Source organism: Rhizobium sp. P2_G9, from assembly GCF_056403475.1.
In genome coordinates this window covers 140,356-161,100 of record NZ_JBFUFK010000013.1, presented here as the reverse complement: position 1 = coordinate 161,100, position 20,745 = coordinate 140,356, and the positions used below count along the sequence as shown (strand labels likewise).

Genomic DNA, 20,745 nt, shown 5'->3' with positions numbered 1-20,745 from the left:
ACGCGGCCGGCCGATGGCCGACCCTTGCCCCGCTCTGCGCGCGATGCCATACAAAACCGTAAGGTCGGGACGAACAGGAAGGCCAACCCGTCGAACAAACAGGAAATCCCTAACTCATACCTTGACAGCAAAATCCTCATGTGAGGGGGAGGGGCTTAACCTGCGGCTCCGTAGTGCCTCATCGAGGCAAGGAGCGTGCCGCGAGTCTTCTCCCCCCTTGTGGGGGAGATGGCCGGCAGGCCAGAGAGGGTCTTCGCGTCGGCCTCGACAATCGATATCCCCATTTGCTTCATCGCCCTTCGCAAATATGACATCTGTTTGAAACACATTAGGCCGACATTCCAATCCGCGGATCGCTTTAACCCGAAACCCCACGGTCATCCCCGCGCTAGCTGCCCTGCCAAGGCGCGAATGAAAAAGCGGTCCGCCCCCTTTCCTGCCGCAGATGGGCTACCGAAAAAGCCAGAAAATATTTTCAGCCCTCTGTCGGCTGATGCGCCAATCCCGCGTCCTTGGATCAGCCCGACCGACAGGGCCTATAAAAGTGAGGAGATTTCGATGAACGACCAAACGATGCAGACCGAAATGCCGCCGATGCCGAAGGTCCTGGGCGGGCTCATAGCCTATCTCTCCGTCGACGGCGCCTTCAAGGCGGCCGAATTCTACAAATCTGCCTTCGGCGCCGAACAGGTCTTCGCCTATCCGCCGGACGAACAGGGCCGGACCATGCATATCCATCTCTATGTCAACGGCAGCTCGATGATGCTCGGCGATGGTTACCCCGAACATGGTCATCCGGCTCTGCCGGCCCAGGGCTATACGATGCAGCTGATCTATGAGGATGGCATCGATGCCGCCTGGGAGCGGGCGGTGAATGCCGGCTGCGAGGTCGTGGTGCCGTTGCAGGTGATGTTCTGGGGCGACCGCTGGGGCCAGCTCAAGGACCCGTTCGGTGTCGCCTGGGCGATGAATTCGCCGGTGAAGAAGGGCTGAGGCCTGAAGAATCCATCAATACAAAGGCCGCCCGCTGCAATCGCAACGGGCGGCCTTTCTATGCTCGGAGATTACTCCGCAGCAGCGGTCACGGTGCGGCGGCGACCGACGGTCAGTTGCGTCAGGATGAAGGTCAGCGCCGCCACCAGTCCGATGCCGGCCGTCATCGGCAGCGCGGTGCCGTCGGCAAACACGCTGGCAATGGCGATGATGATCGCCGCGGCGACGAATTGCAGCGTCCCCAGCAGCGCCGAGGCGCTGCCGGCGATCGGGCCGTGTTCCTCCATGGCCAGCACGCCACTGGTCGGAATGACCAGGCCGAGGAAGCCATAGCCGACGAACAGGAAGGCCGCCAGCACCGGGAATTGGGTGACGCCGGCTTGCGTCAGGACCGCGAGCGCCACCAGCGTGAAGGCGAAGCCCGCCACCGCCGCCCGCATCACCCGCACCAGGCCGAAGCGGCTGCCGAGAGTGCCTGTCAATTGCGACACGCCGAAGAAGGACACGGCATTGATGGAGAAGGCCAGGCTGAATTCGGTCGGGCTGAGGCCATATTGGCGGGTCAGCACGAAGGGCGAATTGGCGAGGTAGATCAGGAAGCTGGAGATCGCCAGCCCGCCGATGAAGGTCATGGTCAGAAAATGCTTGTCGCCGAGCAGTGTTGCATAGGCCTTGACCGCCGAGCCGACGCTGCTTTCCGCCCTATGTTCCCTGCCCCGCGTTTCGCGCAGCTGGGTGAACAACAGCACGAGACCTATGGCCGCGGCAATGGTCACCGCCCAGAACACGCCGCGCCAGCCGAAGACGCTGATCACGCCGCTGCCGGTGAGCGGCGCCAGAATCGGCGAGATCGAGAACACCAGCATCAAGAGCGACATCAGCCGTGCGGCTTCGACGCCGGTATGCATGTCGCGCACCACGGCGCGCGGAATGACCATGCCGGCCGCGCCGCCAATGCCCTGCAGGAACCGGAAGGCGATCAGCGTATGGATATCGGTCGACAGCGCGCAGCCGATCGAGGCCACGGCAAAGATGGCAATGCCGATATAGAGCGGCAGCTTGCGCCCGAACATGTCGGACAGCGGCCCATAGAAGAGCTGCGACAGCGAAAACGAGATGAAGAAGGCAAGCAGCGTGAACTGCGTCACCGCTGTGTCGGCGTGGAGGTCCTCGCCGATCGAGGGCAGTGCAGGAAGATACATGTCGATCGCGAAAGGCCCGATGGCGGAGAGCAGGCCCAGAACGACCGCAATTCGATAAAAGGGAGCCGTCATTGTCGTAAACTTTCAAGACGCGGCAAAGCGCCGGATTGCGCGGCCGCTGGATTGATCGGGTTCGGGTGGACGGTGGCGAGGCGGCGTCGGGAACACGCTGTCTCGGCAAGATGCAATGTCCATTAATTTGGACACGAGTGTAAAATTAGACACTATTGTCTAATTCGTCAAGGCGCATTATCTTACCCGCATGAAGAAAAATATTGCGATTGCGAAGAAGCCGGCCGCAGCTGTGATGAAGGGTCAATGCGCCAAGCGCATGTCGATCCTGGAGGCAGCAGCCGACGTGTTTTGCAGGGAAGGTTTTGGTGGGGCGAGCATTGACGAGATCGCGGCTGAAGCCTGCGTCTCACGCCAGACCATATACAATCATTACCGGGAAAAGGAAACCCTTTTCATGGCGGTGGTCGAGGATGTGATGACCCGCACCAACGGCATGCTGTTCTCGATCCTCTCGACCTTCCCCGACAAGGCCGACAATCTCGAAGCCGATCTGACCGCCTTCCTGGTCAGGATCAATCGCAACTGCGTCTGCAACCATGACGGCCGTTTCCTGCGCAAACTGGTGCAGAGCGAAGGCGAACGGCATCCGCACCTGTTCGAATCCTGGCGCCAGCAGGGACCGCTGAAGATCACCACCGCACTCGCCGCCCTGCTCGCCCGGCTGAGCCTCGCCGGCGCGCTGGACATCGACGATTTCGATGTCGCCGCACGGCAATTCATGGCGCTCGGCAATGCCGATCTGCACATGCAGATGCTGCTCGGGGAAACGCCCAGCGACGTTGAGATCGAAAGTGCCGCGCGTAATGCGGTGCGGACTTTTTTGAAGGCTTATGGGAAGCAGCCGGCGCGGGAGCCGGCGAAGGTGATTGCGATGGCTTCGGCTTGATAGCCGCAAGGTCTCATCGCGTGCGGCACCCCCCCTCTGTCCTCCTGAGTTTATCGAAGGGCGGACATCTCCCCCTCAAGGGGGGAGATTGACCTGCGGCGCCACCGCTGCCTGACCTCAACATCACTGAGGATGTCACGGTAGAGGAGGCCGAGGCAGCGCCCCATCCAATCTCCCCCCTTGAGGGGGAGATGCCCGGCAGGGCAGAGGGGGGTGCGCCACACCCAAGAAGCACAAATGGCCGCCCCGCTCCATCCTCCCACCTTGCCGACCCCACCCAGCCCAGCGTAGACATACCCCAAAACATATCGGGAGACTCCACTATGGATCTGGGAATCAAGGACCGCTGGGCCATCGTCTGCGCATCGAGCCGCGGCCTCGGCCGAGGCTGCGCCATGGCGCTCGCGCGTGAAGGCGTCAACATCGTCGTCAACGGCGTCAACGAGGAACGGCTGACGAAGACAGCCGAAGAAATCCGTGCCGCCGCAAGCGTCGAAGTCATCGCGGTGGCCGCCGACGTGGCGACCATAGAGGGCCGCACAAAACTGCTCGCCGCCTGCCCCAACCCCGACATCCTGATCAACAATGCCGGCGGCCCGCCGGCCGGCAATTTCCGCGATTTCACCCATGAACAATGGCTCGCAGCACTCGAAGCCAACATGCTGGCACCGATCGAGCTGATCAAGGCGACGATCGACGGCATGATCACCCGCCGCTTCGGCCGCATCGTCAACATCACCTCCGGCTCGGTGAAGGCGCCGATCGCCTCGCTCGGCATGTCGAACGGCGCCCGCAGCGGGCTGACCGGCTACTGCGCCGGCGTGGCACGCGAGGTTTCGCGCTACAATGTCACGATCAACAACATCCTGCCCGGTTCGTTCGACACCGACCGGCTGCGCGGCGGCGCCAGCCGCCACCTGCCGGCAGGCAAGACGGTCGACGACATCATGAACGAACGCCGCGTCGAGGAAGCCTCCGGCCGCTTCGGTAATCCCGAAGAATTCGGCATGACCTGCGCTTTCCTCTGCGGCGCCAATGCCGGCTACATCACCCGGCAGAACATCCTGCTCGACGGCGGCACTTATCCGGGGACGTTCTAGCGCCAAACAACAGAGCTCGAGTGCTGCACTAAGTTCAAACTGGAGCGAGGCCAGCCCAACAGTCGCGGCATCCCTTCTTTGGCCCGATCGCGGCATCGGCGCCGCGCGCGGCAATTCAGCTAAAACGCAATTGTAGACATGCAGTGATGATTCGATCTCTCCAAACCTATAACCCACACGACACCAGCTATCGGTTGCGAATTGACAGCTATATCCCGATTAGCTTCTCGCTCCTGAGCAGAGGCGAACCCGTAATCTTTCTGTATATAGGAGACGGAAACAGAAATCTTATCGAGATACAGCTGATCCAAGAACTTACTTACTTAAGAAAGTTCGTTTTGATCGACTACGAATTTCACAGTCACAAGAAGCTTAGCTTGAACAAAGAGCCTGTCATGGGGCTTCCTGTCCTCGACATAGATATTACGTCCTGCACCAAATCAAGCTGGTACATGCCGGCTATGGATATCCACGCGCCGTTCAGCGTCTATGTCGATGAAACGACCGTCGAAATTCAGTTCAACAACGCGCAAAAGCACGATGAAATCCTGGAATTCGGCGCAGTGTTATTTTTTCTCCAGGAAACAGAACTTGTTGGCGTCAGCTTTGACAGAAGTCTCGCGACCGACTTTCTTGTCGACCGGATACTCAAGGCTTAATCCAAAAGCTCCCTGAGCCGCCCCGCCAGCTCGGCGGCCGTATACGGCTTCTTCAGCCAGTTGCCGGAACCCGCGACTTCCTTGCCGGCGACGCTCGGTTCGGCATAGCCCGAGGTGAACAGCACCTTGATCTCAGGCTTGATCGTCCGGGCTAAGTCGGCAAGCTCGTTGCCATGCATGCCGCCGGGCATGACGATGTCGGTGAACAGCAGCCGGATCTCGGCGTGTTGCTGGAGCAATTCCAGCGCGTCGGGTCCATTCTCCGCCTCGATGACGTCGTAGCCGATGTCGTTGAGCCGCGCGACGGTGACGCGGCGCACCCGGGGATCGTCCTCGACGACGAGGATCCTCTCATAGCCGCGACGCATCTGCGTTTCCCGCGGCGAGCCGCCGCCATTTGCGTTGGCTGGCTCTTGCTGATCCTGGATGACGGGCAGGAAGACACGGATGCTGGTGCCGTGTCCCGGCTCGCTATAGATCTGTATGTGGCCGCCGGACTGCTTGACGAAACCGTAGACCATGCTCAAGCCCAGCCCGGAGCCCGCACCCACTTCCTTGGTGGTGAAGAACGGCTCGAAGGCCCTCAGCTTCACTTCGTCGGTCATGCCGATGCCGGTATCGGTGACGGCGATGACGATATAGTCGCCGATGCGCACGTCGGAATACATCTGGGCATAGTCGGCATCGAGATGAACCCGCGATGTCTCGATCGTCAACATGCCGCCGCGCGGCATCGCATCGCGGGCATTCAGCGCCAGATTGAGCACCGCATTCTGCAATTGCGAACCGTCGACCAACGCCATGTTGCGGCCGGACGCCACCAATGTCTTGAGCTCGATGGCTTCACCGATCGAGCGGCGCAGCAGATCGGAGAAGCCCTCCATCAACTGCCCGACATCGATCGGCTTCGGCGCCAGCGGCTGGCGACGGCCGAAGGCGAGCAGCTGGCCGGTCAGCTTGGCGCCGTCGTCGGTGGCGTCGCGCGCTTCCTTGAGCAGGATCGCCTGCTTCGGATCGGTGATCCGCGCCTCCAGCATTTCGAGATTGYCGCTGATCACGGTGAGCAGATTATTGAAATCGTGCGCCACGCCGCCGGTGAGCTGGCCCACCGCTTCCATCTTCTGCGCCTGTCGCAGCTCCTCCTCGATCCGGTGGCGGCTGGTCAGGTCGCGGATGAAGCCGGTAAAAATGCGCCGGCCCTCGGCGATCGCCTCGCCGATCGCCAGCTCCATCGGAAAAGTCGTGCCGTCTTTCCTCAGGCCCGTGACGACGCGCCCGTAACCGATGATCCGCCGCTCGCCGGTCTGCAGATAATGATTGATATAGCCGTCATGCGCCTCGCGGTTGGGCGAAGGCATCAGCATACGGACATTGCGGCCGCGAACCTCGTCGGCGGAATAGCCGAACAGCGTTTCGGAGGCGGTGCTGAAGGAGGTGATCAAGCCGGCTTCGTCGATGACGATCATCGATTCCGGCAGGGTTTCGAGAATCGAGCGAAGATGCGCCTCGCGGGAGGCGAGATCGATCTGCGCGTCCTTGAGTTCGGAAATGTCGCTGTTGAGCTGGATGATCACCAGGTTTTCCGGCCGGCCGAGCGACAGGCACGACATCTGGCTGGAAACGGGAACGGCATGTCCCCTCTTGTGGTGATGAATGAGTTCGCCGCGCCAGCGGCCGGTGGTCTTCAAGGCATGACGGATCGAATCGGCATGTTCGGGGTATTCGGTTTCCAGGAGCTCGCTGACGATCTTGCCCGTGGCCTCCTCGCGGCTCCAGCCGTAGGTCAGCTCGGCTCCACTGGACCATCGGGTGATGGGGGCGTCAAAACCGTGAACGATGATCGTTGCCTGGTCGAGCACGCGGACGATTTCGTCAAGGCCTGCTTCAGTCGTCAGCGCCGGCGTCCAGCCAAGAGTCATTCTCGCCTTTCCGTCACCTCCTCAGGTCGGCCATACGGCTGGGCGCGTATGCTTCCGGGGCGATGACTCCACTTCGTCAGCGTCGGCATCCCCTGCGAGACGCAGCAGCGTGTCGACCTTCTTGATGGTCATGTCATGACGGCCCGACTGTCCGATGATTCCCCGGCCGATCAGGCTCGTAACCGTTCTCGATACAGTCTCGATGGTTAGACCAAGATAGTCCGCCATATCAAGACGCGACATCGGAATTTCGATATTCATCGACAGGTTATTGTCGTTCGACATGCGCCTGGACAGCATGACCAGGAAACTGCAGATGCGCTCCTCGGCATTCTTGCGCGACAGCAGGACCATCTGGTCCTGGGCGCTGGCCATCTCGTCACAGAGCTTGGCGAACAGCTGCGGCCGCAGTTCCGGCGACTGGTTGATCGCTTCCTGGAAGGCCTGGCTGGAGAAGCGCCGCACCTTGACGGCGGTCACCGCCTCGGCATTGTAGAGATAGACATCGCGCATCGACACGCCGACCAGATCGCCGGGATAGAGGAAGCCGGTAATGGCGCGGCGGCCGTCGCCGAGGATCTTGAAGATCCTCAGCACACCTTCGACCACTTCGAAAACGTGCTTGGCTTTGTCGCCTTCCCAGAACAGCGGATTGCCTGCCGCGAAGGCTTCCACCGGCCTATCGCTGAACACGGAGGCGAGGGAGACCTTTCCATCGCCTGCAGCGACGTTGGACGTGACAACCGATTGGCGGGACAGGTTAGCAGCGGAAAGCATCGTATTCGCTCCAGTTTTGATACTGGTAGTTCACCTCATCGTCGTAACGGTGAAATGATAGCTATGTAATCAAGCGTGGAATCATGTAACAGTTTGTAACAGCGCCGCGGGTGGTTCGCGGGAGGAATGGAATGGCTGTCACGGACGACATCGAACACATTCTGGTTGTCGACGACGATGCACGCATAAGGCAGATGCTCGCCCGCTATTTCGAGGACGAGGGTTATCGCGTCACCACGGTCGGCGACGGCGCCGCGATGCGAGCCCAGATTGCCGCCACCACATTCGACATCGTCCTGCTCGACCTGGTGCTGCCACGCGAAAGCGGCCTGGAGCTCGCCCGCGAGATTCGCGCCAAATCGGACATGCCGATCATGATGCTCACCGGCAAGGACGACGTGCTCGACCGCATTGTCGGCCTCGAACTCGGCGCCGATGACTATATGGCAAAGCCCTTCCACCTGCGCGAAGTGCTTGCCCGCGTCCGGACGATCCTGCGCCGCCGTAGCGTAGCCGCCGCGCCCGCCAACCAAAATGCCGGCGAAAGGTTCTCCTTCGAAGGCTGGACACTCGATCTCGGGCGGCGCGAGCTCACCGCGCCGGACCATTCCGTCACCGATCTGACGACCGGCGAATTCGACATGCTCGCCACCCTGCTCAGGCATGCAGGGCGGGTGCTCAGCCGCGACATGCTGATGGATCTCACCCGCGGCCGCAATCTCGAGGCTTTCGACCGCACGATCGACGCCCAGATCGCCCGTCTGCGGAAGAAGATCGAGGCCGATGCCGGCAACCCGCAATTCATCAAATCGGTGCGCGGTGTCGGCTATGTCTTCACCGGCCGGCTTGATCGTTAAGACCCATCCTGATCAGGCAAGACTGATCTGCACCCCGGAATAGCGCATCGACGATGACCAGCGCTCGGCAATCCGCGACCAGCTTTGACCGCCCGGCGTCCAGATGCGGATGTCGCCGCAGCCGGCAGCCTCAGCCTTGGCGGTCGCGGCCTCCAGCAGATCCTCGATAATGCCGTCCTCGTCGCCGGCGCTCGCCGTCACGAACAGCGGTATTTCGAGCACGCGCCCGAAGAGCAGGCTCTGCACCACTTCGGTGACGAACAGCCCCCTGATGTGGCCCTGCCTGTCGGTGGAAACGAAAACGTCGTCGTGCAGGCCGGTGGCACCGCGCCATTTGACGATGCGATGGCAGTAGGCGCGCCAATCGTCTCTTTTGACATCGCCGCGCGACGCCTCGATCAGGACATAGGCGAGGTCGATCTGTTCCTCGCCGATGGGGTGCGTCGCATAGGCGCTGGACATCCAGAACTCCGGCTTCTCCGACGGCATCCGAAAACGCATTGGTGCTGGCTGAACTGTCATTTTAAGTGCCGCAGTCGTTTCAGTTGCCCTGGACATTATCCATTCCGATCGCCGAATACATTGATTGGAATCAAGAAATCGGTTTCAGGCTGAAATAGTTAGCACAGGGTTACCGAAAGCGGTCGCCGGTTTCGCAATGAAAACGTGCGCAAACAATGCGCTAAGGCGCGGGACGCGAATCCTGCAGTCGTAAAGCGATCTAGGAATTCCTTCAGGACAGGGAACGTCTTGCCGGAATTTCACGCCTCTCCGATGGCCTGCGCTCGTTGGCGAGCAGTGTCGCTATTTCGCCTGACGCCACCGGCTTGCTGTAGAGGTAGCCCTGGCCGAGGCGGCAGCCGAGCATCCTCAACAGCGCCTCCTGCTCGCGGGTCTCGATGCCCTCGGCGATCGCCGTCAGGCCGAGATCATTGGCGAGCGTCAGCATCGTGCGGGTAATGACGGCATCGCCCGGAACCGTGGTGATGTTGCTGACGAAGCCGCGATCGAGCTTCAGCGTGGTCAGCGGAAACTGCTGCAGCGAGCTCAGCGACGCATAGCCGGTGCCGAAATCGTCGAATGCGATCCTGACGCCCATCTCCCGCAATTGCCGGAACGACTGCAGCCCGACCTCGTCGTTGAGCATCGCGATCGTCTCGGTCACTTCCAGCTCCAGCTGGCCCGGCTCGATGCCATAGGTCTCGATCAGGTCCGTGACGATCTTGACCAGCTTTTCGGAACGGAACTGCGAGGCGAAGAGATTGACGCCCATGCTGATCGGCGGCAGGCCTTCGGCCTGCCAGGCAGCGAGCTGCGCACAGGCGGCTTCGAGCGTCCACCAGCCGACCGGCAACGACATGCCGCCGTCTTCGACATCGAGCAGGAAGTCGCCCGGCTGCAACAGGCCGCGGGTCGGATGTTGCCAGCGCAGCAGCGCCTCTACCCCGTGGATGCACCCATCCGCCAGGCCGACCTGCGGCTGGTAGAACAGGCGGAATTCATCATTCTTCAGCGCCTGCAGCAATTCGCGGCGCACCTGGTCGCGCTCGCTGGAACGGATCCTGAAATGCTCGTCATAGACCCTTACCCTGCCGCCCTGGGCATGACGGGCCTCGTTGAGGGCCAAAGTCGCATTGGCCGACAATTCTGCCGCCGTCGCGCCATGCCGGGGCGCCAGCGCAAAGCCGACGCTCGCCACGGCCTCGATGATTCCGCCGCCAAGGTCGAAACCGCCCTCGAAGCTCTGGAGCAGGGCCTCACCGACCTGCCTGCCGTCCTTTTCATTGTCCACGCCGGTGACGACCACGGCGAAATGCCCTGCCCTGGCGCGGGCGATGACCGCCGCATTGGGAAAGCGGCGCCGCAGCCTGAGCGAGACGGATTGCAGCAGCGCATGCCCGATAGGTCGGCCAAGCGTCTCGCTCAGAGAATCGAAATCGTCGATCGAAAGCACGAACAGCGCCGGGCGCTCGCCACTCTCCAGCATGCCGCCAACCAGCCGGCCAAGGGCGATGTCGCTGCCGTCGATAGCTTCGCTGCGCTTGACGCCGAGCTGGCCAAGCGCCGCCGCCGCCTTCTCCGCCAGATCGCGCAGGACGATCGCAATGCCCGCGCCATTGGCGCTCTCCCAACGCGACACGGAAATCTCTACCGGCACGACGGAGCCATCGCTCTTCTTCGCGTCGCGCCTGAGCGGCCGGCTGACCAGCCCCTCCTTCGCGCCTTCGAAGACCGAGATCAGGGCCGTGGCGTTCATGCCAAGGCGCCCGTCGGAAACCAGATCGTCCATCCGAAGGCCCCTGATTTCCTCGAGACTCCAGCCGAAGAAATCGACCGCCGGCCGGTTGGCGAATTCGATCGCGCCGGATGGGCCGACCGCGATCAATGCCTGGCCCAGCGCCTGGGCAAGCCCAGCCAGCGCAATCGAGGATGTTTCGCTGCGGCGGAGCGCGATCTGGTTCATGGCAAGCGCCGCCAGATCCTTCAACGCCGCCTGCTGCTCTTCGCCGAACTGCCGCGGCACGGTGTCGACGACGCACAGCGCGCCGATCCGTGCACCTTGCTCGGTGACCAGCGGCGCACCGGCATAGAAGCGGATACGCGGCTCACCCGTGACCAGGGGATTTTCGGCAAAGCGCAGATCGAGCCAGGAATCCGGCACGACCATGACCTCGTCGCTCATGATCGTATGGGTGCAGAAGGAAACCGAGCGCGGCGTCTCCGTGATATCGAGCCCGACCGTGCTCTTGAACCATTGCCGGTCTTCCTCGATCAGGGTGAGAAAGGCCATGGGTGTTTTGAACAGCCCGCGCGCCGCCCGGGTTATCGCATCGAAGCGCGGCTCGGGCGCCGTTCCGGCAATGCCAAAATCCTTCAATTCCGCCAGGCGGTCCTGCTCGGCGTCTTCCTGCAAATGTTCACGTCCTGAAATATCCAGCATTGCGGCCCACCCGGAAAGCATCGACGGCCATATGTTAGCCGATGCTCAACTTATGGTTCGAAATGGGAAAGCCGTCTTTGCGCTACATCAATTATGGCCGACTTGACAAAAGAAAATTTCGCTTTCCGCGATAATTCTCCAGTCGAAGAATTTCAGGCGATCGAGCGTGTGCGTCAGCCTTCGCGATCAGCACCGGCGGCCAGCATGGCATTGATTTTGCTACCCGAAGCTGCAACGGAAAGCTTTTTGAAGTTGCCGTCATCGATGATCGCGGCCATCTGCTCGGCAATCGCCGCGTGGGTAACACGGGCGATCATCGAGCCGAGCGAGATGCGACGGGCGCCGATGGCCGCAAACTCCGGCACCGACAGTTGAATCAGCGGCCCCGCAGCCAGTGCGTTGACGGGCTTGCCGACCGACGCGACGACCCGCTTCAATTCCTCCACCCCCGGCGGCACCGGAATATAGAGCAGGTCGGCGCCGGCCTTTTCGAACGCCTGGATGCGGCGAATGCCTTCATCGAGATCATAGACCCCGTTCATCACGCCGTCGGCGCGGGCGCAGAGAATGAAAGGCCTGCCGAGGGATCGGGCAGCGTCCACTGCCGCCCTGATCCGCTCGACGGCCAGATCGAAGGCATAGGCGGGATTGCCTTCGATCATCTGGGTATCTTCGATAGAGCAGCCGGAAAGCCCGGCCTCGGCCGCCAACCGGATGGTTTCGGCGACATCATCCGGCGCATCGGCAAAACCATTCTCGAAATCGCCGGACACCGGCAGCGGCGTGGCGCGCACGATATCCTCGGCATGTTTCAGCGCTTCCTCGCGGCTGACCCGGCCCATATCCGGGCGGCCGAGCGTGAAGGCGAAGGCCGCCGAACTGGTCGCCAGCGCCACAGCACCAGTGGCAGCCATCATCCGCGCCGAGCCCATGTCCCACGGATTGGGGATGACGAAACAGCCCTTCTGGTGCAGGTCATGGAATGTCTGGTGGCGTTCGGCGAGACTGGTCACGGCAAATCCTCCCATTGTGTTGCACGCATGCTTAACATGGATGCCGCCACTTTCTGTCAGCATGGCGGTGGTTGTTGGTCAGATAACGCTTGATACAACAGATCTACATCGATACCAATAAATACTATATAGTGGTAACGAAAGGAGCCGCACCATGACCAAAGCAACCTCAGTGTCGCTAGGCGACCACTTCGAGAATTTCATCACCTCCCAGGTTCAGAGCGGACGTTATGGATCAGCGTCCGACGTGATGCGGGCCGGGCTCAGAATGCTCGAAGAGCATGAAGCCCGCGTGAAAGCCTTGCAAGATGCCTTGATCGCTGCCGAAAACTCCGGCGAGCCCAGACCATTCGACAATGCCGCTTTCCTCAAGCGGATGCACGAAACCCATGGTCGCTAGACGCCAGTATAGGCTTTCGCCGCTTGCCGAGCAGGACCTTGCCGATATCTGGGTCTACACGTTCGATAAATGGTCACCCGAGCAGGCTGACAGCTATCACGCTGAAATTGTCGACGCGTTTGAAGGCCTCCTATCCGGCGAAAAAATCGGCCGAACAGTTGATATACGAGATTCTTATCTGAAATATGCTGTCGGCTCGCATATGATCTATTACCGCAAGACCGACAACGGGATCGACATCATGCGTATTCTGCACCAGCGTATGGATGCCGCCCGCCATCTGCACTGAGTGGCGAACGGCACTTTTGCCTACGCCCTCACCCGCTCCGCCTTCGGATCATACATCGGCGCCAGCGACGCCTTGGCCGGCACCCGCTGCCCGGCAATCTCGATCTCATACTTCGAGCCCAGCACATCCGCCTCGCTCTCGCCCTCGCAGGGCACGTAGCCGAGCCCGACGGCGCCGCCGAGATGATGGCCGTAATTCCCCGAGGTAATGATGGAGACGATCTTGCCGTCGCGGACGATGGCTTCGTTGTGGAACAGCAGCGGCTCCTTGTGGTCGAGCAGGAACTGCACCATGCGCCGCTTCAGCCCGGCCTCCTGCTTCCTCAGCACCGCCTCGCGGCCGATGAAATCCGGTTTGTTGAGCCGTACGGCAAAGCCGAGACCGGCTTCGAGCACATGATCCTCGTCGGTGATGTCATGGCCGAAATGCCGGAACGCCTTTTCGATGCGGCAGCTATCGAGCGTATGCAGGCCGCAGAGTTTCAGCCCGACATCCTGCCCCGCCTCTTCCAGCGCCTCGAACACGTGGCACCCCTGATCGGACGACACATAGAGTTCCCAGCCGAGTTCGCCGACATAGGTGACGCGATGGGCGCGCGCGAGGCCCATGCCGACTTCGATTTCGCGCGCCGTGCCAAACGGGTGATGCGCATTGGAGAAATCATTGGGGCTGACCTTCTGCATCAGGTCGCGCGCTTTCGGCCCCATGATGCAGAGCACGGATTCGCCGGCCGTGACATCAGTGATGACGACGAATTCGTCGGCGCCGAGATTCTTCCTCAACCAGGCGAGGTCGCGCGTCAGCGTCGCCCCCGGCACGACGAGGAAGAAGGCCGTTTCCGAAAGCCGTGTTACCGTGAGATCGCTCTCGATGCCGCCATGCCGGTTGAGCATCTGGGTATAGACGATCTTGCCCGGCGCCACATCCATGTTGTTGGCGCAGAGCCGCTGTAGGAAGGCCAGCGCATCGCGGCCCTCGACGCGGATCTTGCCGAAACTCGACATGTCGAAGAAGCCGACACCATTGCGCACGGCCAGATGCTCGTCCCGCTGGTTGTCAAACCAGTTCTGCCGCTTCCAGCTATATCTGTATTCGCGCTCCTGCCCTTCCCGGGCAAACCAGTTGGCGCGCTCGTTGCCGGCGACTTCACCGAACACCGCACCGCGGGCTTTCAGATGTTCATGCAGCGGCGAACGCCGCACGCCGCGCGCCGTCGCCATCTGCCGATAGGGAAAATGGTCGGCATAGAGCAGGCCGAGCGTTTCGGTAACGCGGTTCTTCAGATAGGTGCGGTTCTTCTGGAACGGCTGGGCGCGACGGATATCGACTTCCCAGAGGTCGAACGGCGCCTCGCCATCGTTCATCCATTGCGCCAGCGCCATGCCGGCGCCGCCGGAGGAGACGATGCCGATGGAATTATAGCCGGCCGCAACCCAGTAGCCTTTCAGCTCCGGCGCTTCGCCAAGATAATAGCGATCGTCAGGCGTAAAGCTTTCCGGACCGCAGAAGAAAGTGTGGATGCCAGCCGTTTCCAGCATCGGCATGCGACTGACAGCCATTTCGAGAATGTGCTGGAAATGGTCGAAATCATCCGGCAGCTGGTCGAAGCAGAAATCCTCTCGGATCGCCTCACCCGCCGGCGGCCAGGGCTTTGCCTTGAGCTCGAAGGCGCCGACCAGCATCTTGCCGGCATCTTCCTTGTAATAGGTGTGCTCGTCAGGCACGCGCAGCACCGGCAATTGCTTCAGCCCGGCAATCGGCTCGGTGACGATGTAGAAATGTTCGCAGGCATGCAGCGGCACGGTGACACCGGACATATCGGCGAGGTTGCGGCCCCACATGCCGGCGGCGTTGACGACATTCTCCGTCTCGATGGTGAAACTCTCGCCATTCTGCTCGCAGGTGACGCCGGTCACCCGGCCGTTCTTCTGCAGCACGGCCGTGACCTTGACGCCCTCGATGATGGTGGCGCCGTTCTGCCGCGCGCCCTTGGCCAGCGCCATGGCGATATTGGCCGGATCGCACTGGCCGTCGAGCGGCAGATGCACCGCCGCCTTGATGTCGTCGATATGGAGATGCGGATACATCTCCTTGACTTCCCGGGGCGTAATCTCGCGGACATCGACATTGAAGGCGCGGGCGAGCGAGGCCTGGCGATAAATCTCTTCCGTCCGCTCGTCGGTCAGCGCCACGGTCATCGAGCCGTTCTGCTTCATGCCGGTGCCGATGCCGGTCTCGGCCTCGAGCTTGACATAGAGGTCGGCGGAATATTTCGCCAGCCGCGTCATGTTCTGGCTGGCGCGCAACTGCCCGATCAGGCCGGCCGCATGCCACGTCGTGCCCGAGGTCAGCTGCTTGCGTTCGAGCAGCACGACATCGGTCCAGCCGAGCTTGGCCAGGTGATAGGCGACCGAACAGCCCGACACGCCGCCACCGATGATGACCGCGCGTGCCTTGGTGGGAATTGTTTTTGTCACGCGCGCAGCCTTTCATTTTCCGGATCGAACAGCGGCTTGTCCTCCTGGACAACCGCCCGGTACTTGTCGCCGAAGATTTCGACATCCACTTCCGTGCCTGGCACCGCCAGGTCGGCGCGCAGCATGCCGAGCGCCACCGACTTGCCGATGCGATAGCCCCAATTGCCCGAGGTCGTCTCGCCGACCACCTTGCCGCCATGCCAGAGCGTCGACATGTAGGGCGCGTCATAATCGCCGGCATCGATGACCAGGGTGACGAAACGCTTGGTCACACCCTGCTGCTTCTCTCGCTCCAGCGCCGGCTTGCCTTTGAAGCTTGCCTTCGACCAGTCGACGAAGCGCTCCAGCCCGCCCTGCAGGATGGTGTAATCGGTCGAAAGATCCCCCTTCCAGGCGCGATAGCCCTTCTCGATGCGCAGCGAATCCAGCGCCTCCATGCCGAAGGGTTTGAGGCCGTGCTTCTGTCCCGCCGCCCAGACGGCATCGAAGACGACGCCGGTGTCCTCGGTCTTGGTATGCAGTTCCCAGCCGAGATCGCCGGCAAAGGAGACGCGCACGAGCTGCAGCCAGCGGCCGGCAATCTGGCAGGACTGATGCGTCAGCCAGGGTTTCGTCAGATCGGCATCGGTGACTTCGGCCAGGATGGCGCGCGACTTCGGACCCGAGAGGATCTGGCAGGAGAAATTCTCAGTGACGTCATCGATGGTGAAGGCGGCATCCTTGGGCATGTGCTTTTTCAGCCATTCGAAATCGTGCCATTGCGCCGTCGCCGCCGTGATCAGGAAGAAGAAATCCTCATCCAGCATCATGATCGACATTTCGGTGACGATCCGGCCCTTGTCGTCGGAGAAATAGGCAAGGCCGATGCGGCCCGGCTTGGGCACGCGGCCGGTGATCAGGCCTTTCAGCCACTCGGTGGCGCCTGCTCCCTTGATGCGGAAGCGCGAAAAGCCCGGGAGGTCGAGAATGCCCGCGGCATCGCGGACGGCCAGGCACTCTTCCTCGATGCGCGGCGACCAGGGGCCATTGCGGTTCCAGGTCTGCGTCGCCTCTTCGGACGTATCGTCGCCCGGCTTGGCATACCACATGGCACGTTCCCAGCCATTGTAGGGCTTGAACTGTGCGCCGAGCGCCGCGATCCGGTCGTGGATGGCCGAATGTTTCTGGTCCCTCCCGGCCGGCCAATAGTGCTTGGGGAAGGACATGCCATATTCATGGCCGTAGATTTCCACGCCCTTGGCGATCGCATAGTCCGGCTTCGAAGCGAAGCTGGTATAGCGGCGCGGGTCGCAGGACCACATGTCCCATTCGGTCTCGCCCTGGGTGACCCATTCCGCCAGAACCTTGCCGGCGCCGCCGGCCTGGCAGATGCCGAAGGTGAAGACGCAGGCTTCGAACGCATTCGGCACGCCCGGCATCGGCCCGATCAGCGGATTGCCGTCCGGCGCATAGGGGATCGGCCCATTGATCATCTTCGACAGGCCAGCGGTGCCGAGGATCGGCACGCGGGCAATGGCATCGTTGAGATACCATTCCAGCCGTTCGAGATCGTCGGGGAACAGCTGGAAGGAGAAATCCTCCGGCATCGGGTCGTCCTTGGTCACCCAATGCGCCCGACAATTCTTCTCATACGGCCCGAGATTCATGCCGTATTTCTCCTGACGGAGATAATAAGAGCTGTCGACGTCGCGCAGCAGCGGCAGCTTGTGGCCGGCTTCCTTCGACCAGGCTTCCAGTTCGGGAATCGTGTCGAACAGCATATATTGATGGCTCATCACCATCATCGGCACATCGCGGCCGAACAGTTTTCCCACTTCGCGGGCATAATAACCGGCGGCGTTGACGACATATTCGCAGCGCACCTCGCCCTTCGGCGTGGTCAGCACCCATTCGTCATTTTCGCGCCGCGCGGCGGAGACCGGGCAGAAACGGACGATCTTGGCGCCCATGTCGCGCGCGCCCTTGGCCAGCGCCTGCGTCAGTTGCGCCGGGTCGATATCGCCGTCATAGGGGTCATGGAGCGCGCCGGCCAGTTCATGCGTCTCGGCGAAGGGATATTTCGAGCGGATTTCCTCGGGGGAAAGGATGTTGAGATCCATGCCCTGGTAGCGGCCCATGCCGACGACGCGCTTGAACTCCTGCAGCCGCTCCTTGGAATGGCCCAGCCGCACCGAGCCGGTGACGTGATAGTTCATCGGATAATCGACTGCTGCACCCAGGCCGCGATAAAGCTCGGCCGAATAGCGCTGCATGTTCATGATCGACCAGGACGACGAGAAGGTCGGCACATTGCCGGCGGCGTGCCAGGTCGAGCCGGCGGTCAATTCGTTCTTTTCCAGAAGCAGGCAATCGGTCCAGCCGGCCTTGGCCAGATGGTAGAGGCTAGACGCGCCGACCGCGCCGCCGCCGATGATCACCACGCGGGCATGTGACGGAAGTTCAGACATGTTCTCTCCTCCCCATCCGCCTCAAAGGGCCTTTTCGAGTTCCGGCAGCGCCTCGAACAGGTCGGCAACCAGGCCAAAGTCGGCCACCTGGAAGATCGGAGCTTCCTCGTCCTTGTTGATCGCCACGATCACCTTACTGTCCTTCATGCCCGCCAGATGCTGGATGGCCCCGGATATGCCGACCGCGACATAGAGGTCGGGTGCCACCACCTTGCCGGTCTGCCCGACCTGCCAATCGTTCGGCGCATAGCCGGCATCGACGGCAGCGCGGCTGGCACCGACGGCCGCACCGAGCTTGTCGGCCACTGGCAGGATGACCTCGCGGAACTTTTCCGACGAACCCAGCGCCCGGCCACCCGAAACGATGATCTTGGCCGAGGTCAGTTCCGGACGATCGGAGGAAGAGAGAGCATCGCCGACATGGCTGGAAAGACCGGGGTTTGCTGCAGAGGCAATTGCTTCGACAGAGGCCGAGCCGCCCTCCGCCGCAGAGGCGAAGGACGCGGTGCGCACCGTGATCACCTTCTTCGCATCGGTCGCCTGCACCGTCTGGATCGCATTGCCGGCATAGATCGGACGCTTGAACGTGTCAGCCGAGACCACTTCGATGATTTCCGACACCTGCGCCACATCGAGCAGGGCGGCAACCCGCGGGAAGACGCTCTTGCCGGTGGCGGTGGCCGCCGTGACGATCGTGTCGTAGCTCGGAGCAAGGCTGACGATCAGGGCGGCGAGCGCTTCGGCGATGTTGTGGCCATATTCGTCGCTATCGGCGAGCAGCACTTTGGCGACGCCGGAAAGCTTTGCCGCCTGGTCGGCAGCAGCCTTGGCGCCCTTGCCGGCGACGAGCACATGCACATCGCCGCCGATCTTGGCGGCGGCAGTCAGTACCTTGGCGGTCTGGTCGGACAGGGCGGAATTATCGTGGTCGGCAACAAGAAGAATGGTCATATCGGTCTATCCTTAGAATTCATGGGTTCCTGAAATCCATCAGGCCCTGCCGAATACGGTGGGGCGCGAGAACCGGAGCGGAGCGTATTTCAATACGTGAGCACCGGAAGCGCAGGGCCACGCCGTTTGCAGGCGGGCCTCATGGATTTCCTCAGATGACGCCGGCGGTCTTGAGGCTGGAAACCAGCTCGGCGACGCTCTTGACCTTGACGCCCGCCTTGCGGCCCGAGGGCTCCTCGGTCTTCAGCACCTTGAGGCGCGGAGAAATGTCGACGCCGAAATCGGCCGGGATCTTCTTGTCGAGCGGCTTCTTCTTCGCCTTCATGATATTCGGCAGCGAGGCATAGCGCGGCTCGTTCAAACGCAGGTCCGAGGTGATCACCGCCGGCAGCTTGACCGCAATCGTCTGCAGGCCGCCATCGACTTCACGGGTGATGTTGGCGCTGTCGGCACCCAGGATCTCGACCTTGGAAGCAAACGTCGCCTGCGCCCAGCCGAGCAGCGCCGAGAGCATCTGGCCGGTCTGGTTGCTGTCATCATCGATCGCCTGCTTGCCGACGATCACCAGGCCCGGCTGTTCCGCCTCGACCACGCCCTTGACGAGCTTGGCGACGGCCAGCGGCTCGACGATCTCCTGATCGGTCTCCACCAGGATCGCCCGATCGGCGCCCATGGCCAGCGCCGTGCGCAGCGTTTCCTCCGCCTTGGCCGGACCGACCGACACCACCACGACTTCGTCCGCCTTGCCGGCTTCCTTCAGACGCAGTGCTTCCTCGACCGAAATCTCGTCGAACGGGTTCATCGACATCTTCACATTGGCAAGCTCGACGCCCGAACCATCCGCCTTCACGCGGATCTTCACGTTGTAGTCAACGACACGCTTCACGGTCACGAGAATTTTCATGGAGGCCTCATACGAGAAAATGTGCGGTGAAAAAATTCGATCAATTTTTCACGTTAGGAAAAATCTACACAGAAATCTTCAGAATGCAAGCGTGAAAATATTGCATGATTTTTTCATATGGCCTATATCTTACGGCATGTCTCCCGAACCTGGGAACCGGTTTCGGGACAAAGACACGCGAAAAATAATGACCCGAAGCCATCACTGGACAATGGACAAATGCCCCCTCGCCCGCTGCTCTCGCAGGACAACGACATCGCCGCTTCCGACGACAGCTCGCTCGACGAAACGGTCATCGGCGGCCAGATCCGCGAACTGCGCAAGGTCAAGGGCAGAACGCTGCAGCAGGTGGCCGACGCCGCCGGCATCTCGGTCGGCTATCTCTCGCAGATCGAACGCAACCAGTCGCAACTGCCTATCGGCGTGCTGAAAAAAATCTGCGACGCGCTCGACGTCCACATGAACTGGTTCTTCCAGCCCTCAGCCGACGTGCCGGCTGAGGAGCGCGACATCATCGTCCGCGCCCAGAACCGAAGGCGGCTCACCTTCACCGGCCTCGGCATCCAGGAAGAACTGCTCTCCCCTAATCTCGGCGGCCCGCTGGAACTGTTGCTCTCCACCATCGAACCCGGCGCCGACAGCGACTATTATTCCCACGACGGCGCCGAAGCCGGCCTCGTCATGTCAGGCCAGCTCGACCTCTGGATCGGCGACAATTTTTTTCAGCTCCACGCCGGCGACAGCTTTTCCTTCAAGAGCACGGAGACGCATCGTTGCGCGAATTCCGGCGGCGAACCGGTGAAGGTTGTGTGGGTGATCACACCGCCACATTATTGAGGCGGGTTTTGTGATGTT

18 protein-coding genes are annotated in these 20,745 nt (G+C 61.5%); 8 read left to right on the top strand and 10 right to left on the bottom strand.

Annotated features, from left to right (window positions below; translation table 11 throughout):
• Positions 1–558 precede the first annotated feature (558 nt).
• Positions 559–993, top strand: a complete 435-nt coding sequence (locus AC1DYF_RS13180) for a VOC family protein (protein ID WP_477877188.1) — start codon at positions 559–561, stop codon at positions 991–993.
• A gap of 71 nt (positions 994–1,064) precedes the next feature.
• Here the strand turns inward: AC1DYF_RS13180 and AC1DYF_RS13175 are convergent, their stop codons facing one another.
• Positions 1,065–2,267 (bottom strand): multidrug effflux MFS transporter, encoded by a 1,203-nt coding sequence (locus AC1DYF_RS13175; protein WP_477877187.1) that lies wholly within the window; start codon positions 2,265–2,267, stop codon positions 1,065–1,067.
• Positions 2,268–2,457: 190 nt separating this feature from the next.
• Between AC1DYF_RS13175 and AC1DYF_RS13170 the strand changes: the two genes are divergently transcribed.
• The 3 genes from AC1DYF_RS13170 to AC1DYF_RS13160 all read left to right on the top strand — a co-directional run bounded on the left by AC1DYF_RS13170 (position 2,458) and on the right by AC1DYF_RS13160 (position 4,915).
• On the top strand, positions 2,458–3,156 hold the full coding sequence (locus AC1DYF_RS13170) for a TetR/AcrR family transcriptional regulator (RefSeq protein ID WP_477877186.1): 699 nt from the start codon (positions 2,458–2,460) through the stop codon (positions 3,154–3,156).
• A 323-nt stretch (positions 3,157–3,479) separates the two neighbouring features.
• A complete protein-coding gene (locus AC1DYF_RS13165) occupies positions 3,480–4,256 on the top strand; it encodes an SDR family NAD(P)-dependent oxidoreductase (protein WP_477877185.1) in 777 nt (258 codons plus the stop codon).
• A 338-nt stretch (positions 4,257–4,594) separates the two neighbouring features.
• Positions 4,595–4,915 (top strand): hypothetical protein, encoded by a 321-nt coding sequence (locus AC1DYF_RS13160; RefSeq protein WP_477877184.1) that lies wholly within the window; start codon positions 4,595–4,597, stop codon positions 4,913–4,915.
• Here the strand turns inward: AC1DYF_RS13160 and AC1DYF_RS13155 are convergent.
• Positions 4,912–6,834, bottom strand: coding sequence for a hybrid sensor histidine kinase/response regulator (locus AC1DYF_RS13155; protein ID WP_477877183.1), 1,923 nt, complete (start codon positions 6,832–6,834; stop codon positions 4,912–4,914). The genes AC1DYF_RS13160 and AC1DYF_RS13155 overlap by 4 nt on opposite strands.
• Before the next feature lie 21 nt (positions 6,835–6,855).
• On the bottom strand, positions 6,856–7,611 hold the full coding sequence (locus tag AC1DYF_RS13150; protein ID WP_477877182.1) for a Crp/Fnr family transcriptional regulator: 756 nt from the start codon (positions 7,609–7,611) through the stop codon (positions 6,856–6,858).
• Positions 7,612–7,742: 131 nt separating this feature from the next.
• Between AC1DYF_RS13150 and AC1DYF_RS13145 the strand changes: the two genes are divergently transcribed.
• Complete coding sequence (locus tag AC1DYF_RS13145) at positions 7,743–8,468, top strand: response regulator (RefSeq protein ID WP_477877181.1); 726 nt, start codon at positions 7,743–7,745, stop codon at positions 8,466–8,468.
• A 12-nt stretch (positions 8,469–8,480) separates the two neighbouring features.
• On the opposite strand, the gene AC1DYF_RS13140 is transcribed toward AC1DYF_RS13145, so the two are convergent.
• From AC1DYF_RS13140 to AC1DYF_RS13130, 3 genes are all read right to left on the bottom strand, one after another.
• A complete protein-coding gene (locus tag AC1DYF_RS13140) occupies positions 8,481–8,930 on the bottom strand; it encodes a hypothetical protein (RefSeq protein WP_477877180.1) in 450 nt (149 codons plus the stop codon).
• Positions 8,931–9,201: 271 nt separating this feature from the next.
• Positions 9,202–11,409 (bottom strand): sensor domain-containing phosphodiesterase, encoded by a 2,208-nt coding sequence (locus AC1DYF_RS13135; protein WP_477877179.1) that lies wholly within the window; start codon positions 11,407–11,409, stop codon positions 9,202–9,204.
• A gap of 173 nt (positions 11,410–11,582) precedes the next feature.
• On the bottom strand, positions 11,583–12,422 hold the full coding sequence (locus tag AC1DYF_RS13130; RefSeq protein ID WP_477877178.1) for an isocitrate lyase/PEP mutase family protein: 840 nt from the start codon (positions 12,420–12,422) through the stop codon (positions 11,583–11,585).
• Positions 12,423–12,576: 154 nt separating this feature from the next.
• Between AC1DYF_RS13130 and AC1DYF_RS13125 the strand changes: the two genes are divergently transcribed.
• Positions 12,577–12,822: a type II toxin-antitoxin system ParD family antitoxin gene (locus AC1DYF_RS13125; RefSeq protein WP_477877177.1), complete on the top strand. Its 246-nt coding sequence runs from the start codon at positions 12,577–12,579 to the stop codon at positions 12,820–12,822.
• Positions 12,812–13,111, top strand: coding sequence for a type II toxin-antitoxin system RelE/ParE family toxin (locus AC1DYF_RS13120; protein WP_477877176.1), 300 nt, complete (start codon positions 12,812–12,814; stop codon positions 13,109–13,111). Before AC1DYF_RS13125 ends, AC1DYF_RS13120 begins: the two co-directional genes overlap by 11 nt.
• A 20-nt stretch (positions 13,112–13,131) precedes the next feature.
• Here AC1DYF_RS13120 and AC1DYF_RS13115 read toward each other — a convergent pair whose 3' ends face one another.
• From AC1DYF_RS13115 to AC1DYF_RS13100, 4 genes are all read right to left on the bottom strand, one after another.
• Positions 13,132–15,588: a GcvT family protein gene (locus AC1DYF_RS13115; RefSeq protein WP_477877175.1), complete on the bottom strand. Its 2,457-nt coding sequence runs from the start codon at positions 15,586–15,588 to the stop codon at positions 13,132–13,134.
• Positions 15,585–18,035, bottom strand: a complete 2,451-nt coding sequence (locus AC1DYF_RS13110) for a GcvT family protein (protein WP_477877174.1) — start codon at positions 18,033–18,035, stop codon at positions 15,585–15,587. The genes AC1DYF_RS13115 and AC1DYF_RS13110 overlap by 4 nt, the downstream gene beginning before the upstream one ends.
• A 21-nt stretch (positions 18,036–18,056) precedes the next feature.
• Positions 18,057–18,986: an electron transfer flavoprotein subunit alpha/FixB family protein gene (locus AC1DYF_RS13105; RefSeq protein WP_477877173.1), complete on the bottom strand. Its 930-nt coding sequence runs from the start codon at positions 18,984–18,986 to the stop codon at positions 18,057–18,059.
• Between the two features lie 151 nt (positions 18,987–19,137).
• Positions 19,138–19,890 (bottom strand): electron transfer flavoprotein subunit beta/FixA family protein, encoded by a 753-nt coding sequence (locus tag AC1DYF_RS13100; RefSeq protein WP_477877172.1) that lies wholly within the window; start codon positions 19,888–19,890, stop codon positions 19,138–19,140.
• 219 nt (positions 19,891–20,109) lie between these two features.
• Between AC1DYF_RS13100 and AC1DYF_RS13095 the strand changes: the two genes are divergently transcribed.
• Positions 20,110–20,727 carry a helix-turn-helix domain-containing protein gene (locus AC1DYF_RS13095; protein WP_477877171.1) on the top strand — a complete coding sequence of 206 codons (618 nt, stop codon included), beginning with the start codon at positions 20,110–20,112 and terminating at the stop codon, positions 20,725–20,727.
• Positions 20,728–20,745: the final 18 nt, after the last annotated feature.

Excerpts from the sequence above, each read along its gene's own strand:
- AC1DYF_RS13165 (WP_477877185.1), top strand. The coding sequence starts at position 3,480 with ATGGATCTGGGAATCAAGGACCGCTGGGCCATCGTCTGCGCATCGAGC.
- AC1DYF_RS13100 (WP_477877172.1), bottom strand. The coding sequence starts at position 19,890 with ATGAAAATTCTCGTGACCGTGAAGCGTGTCGTTGACTACAACGTGAAG.
- AC1DYF_RS13135 (WP_477877179.1), bottom strand. The coding sequence starts at position 11,409 with ATGCTGGATATTTCAGGACGTGAACATTTGCAGGAAGACGCCGAGCAG.
- AC1DYF_RS13105 (WP_477877173.1), bottom strand. The coding sequence starts at position 18,986 with ATGACCATTCTTCTTGTTGCCGACCACGATAATTCCGCCCTGTCCGAC.
- AC1DYF_RS13125 (WP_477877177.1), top strand. The coding sequence starts at position 12,577 with ATGACCAAAGCAACCTCAGTGTCGCTAGGCGACCACTTCGAGAATTTC.
- AC1DYF_RS13095 (WP_477877171.1), top strand. The coding sequence starts at position 20,110 with ATGCCCCCTCGCCCGCTGCTCTCGCAGGACAACGACATCGCCGCTTCC.
- AC1DYF_RS13145 (WP_477877181.1), top strand. The coding sequence starts at position 7,743 with ATGGCTGTCACGGACGACATCGAACACATTCTGGTTGTCGACGACGAT.
- AC1DYF_RS13180 (WP_477877188.1), top strand. The coding sequence starts at position 559 with ATGAACGACCAAACGATGCAGACCGAAATGCCGCCGATGCCGAAGGTC.
- AC1DYF_RS13120 (WP_477877176.1), top strand. The coding sequence starts at position 12,812 with ATGGTCGCTAGACGCCAGTATAGGCTTTCGCCGCTTGCCGAGCAGGAC.
- AC1DYF_RS13175 (WP_477877187.1), bottom strand. The coding sequence starts at position 2,267 with ATGACGGCTCCCTTTTATCGAATTGCGGTCGTTCTGGGCCTGCTCTCC.
- AC1DYF_RS13150 (WP_477877182.1), bottom strand. The coding sequence starts at position 7,611 with ATGCTTTCCGCTGCTAACCTGTCCCGCCAATCGGTTGTCACGTCCAAC.
- AC1DYF_RS13110 (WP_477877174.1), bottom strand. The coding sequence starts at position 18,035 with ATGTCTGAACTTCCGTCACATGCCCGCGTGGTGATCATCGGCGGCGGC.
- AC1DYF_RS13170 (WP_477877186.1), top strand. The coding sequence starts at position 2,458 with ATGAAGAAAAATATTGCGATTGCGAAGAAGCCGGCCGCAGCTGTGATG.
- AC1DYF_RS13140 (WP_477877180.1), bottom strand. The coding sequence starts at position 8,930 with ATGTCCAGCGCCTATGCGACGCACCCCATCGGCGAGGAACAGATCGAC.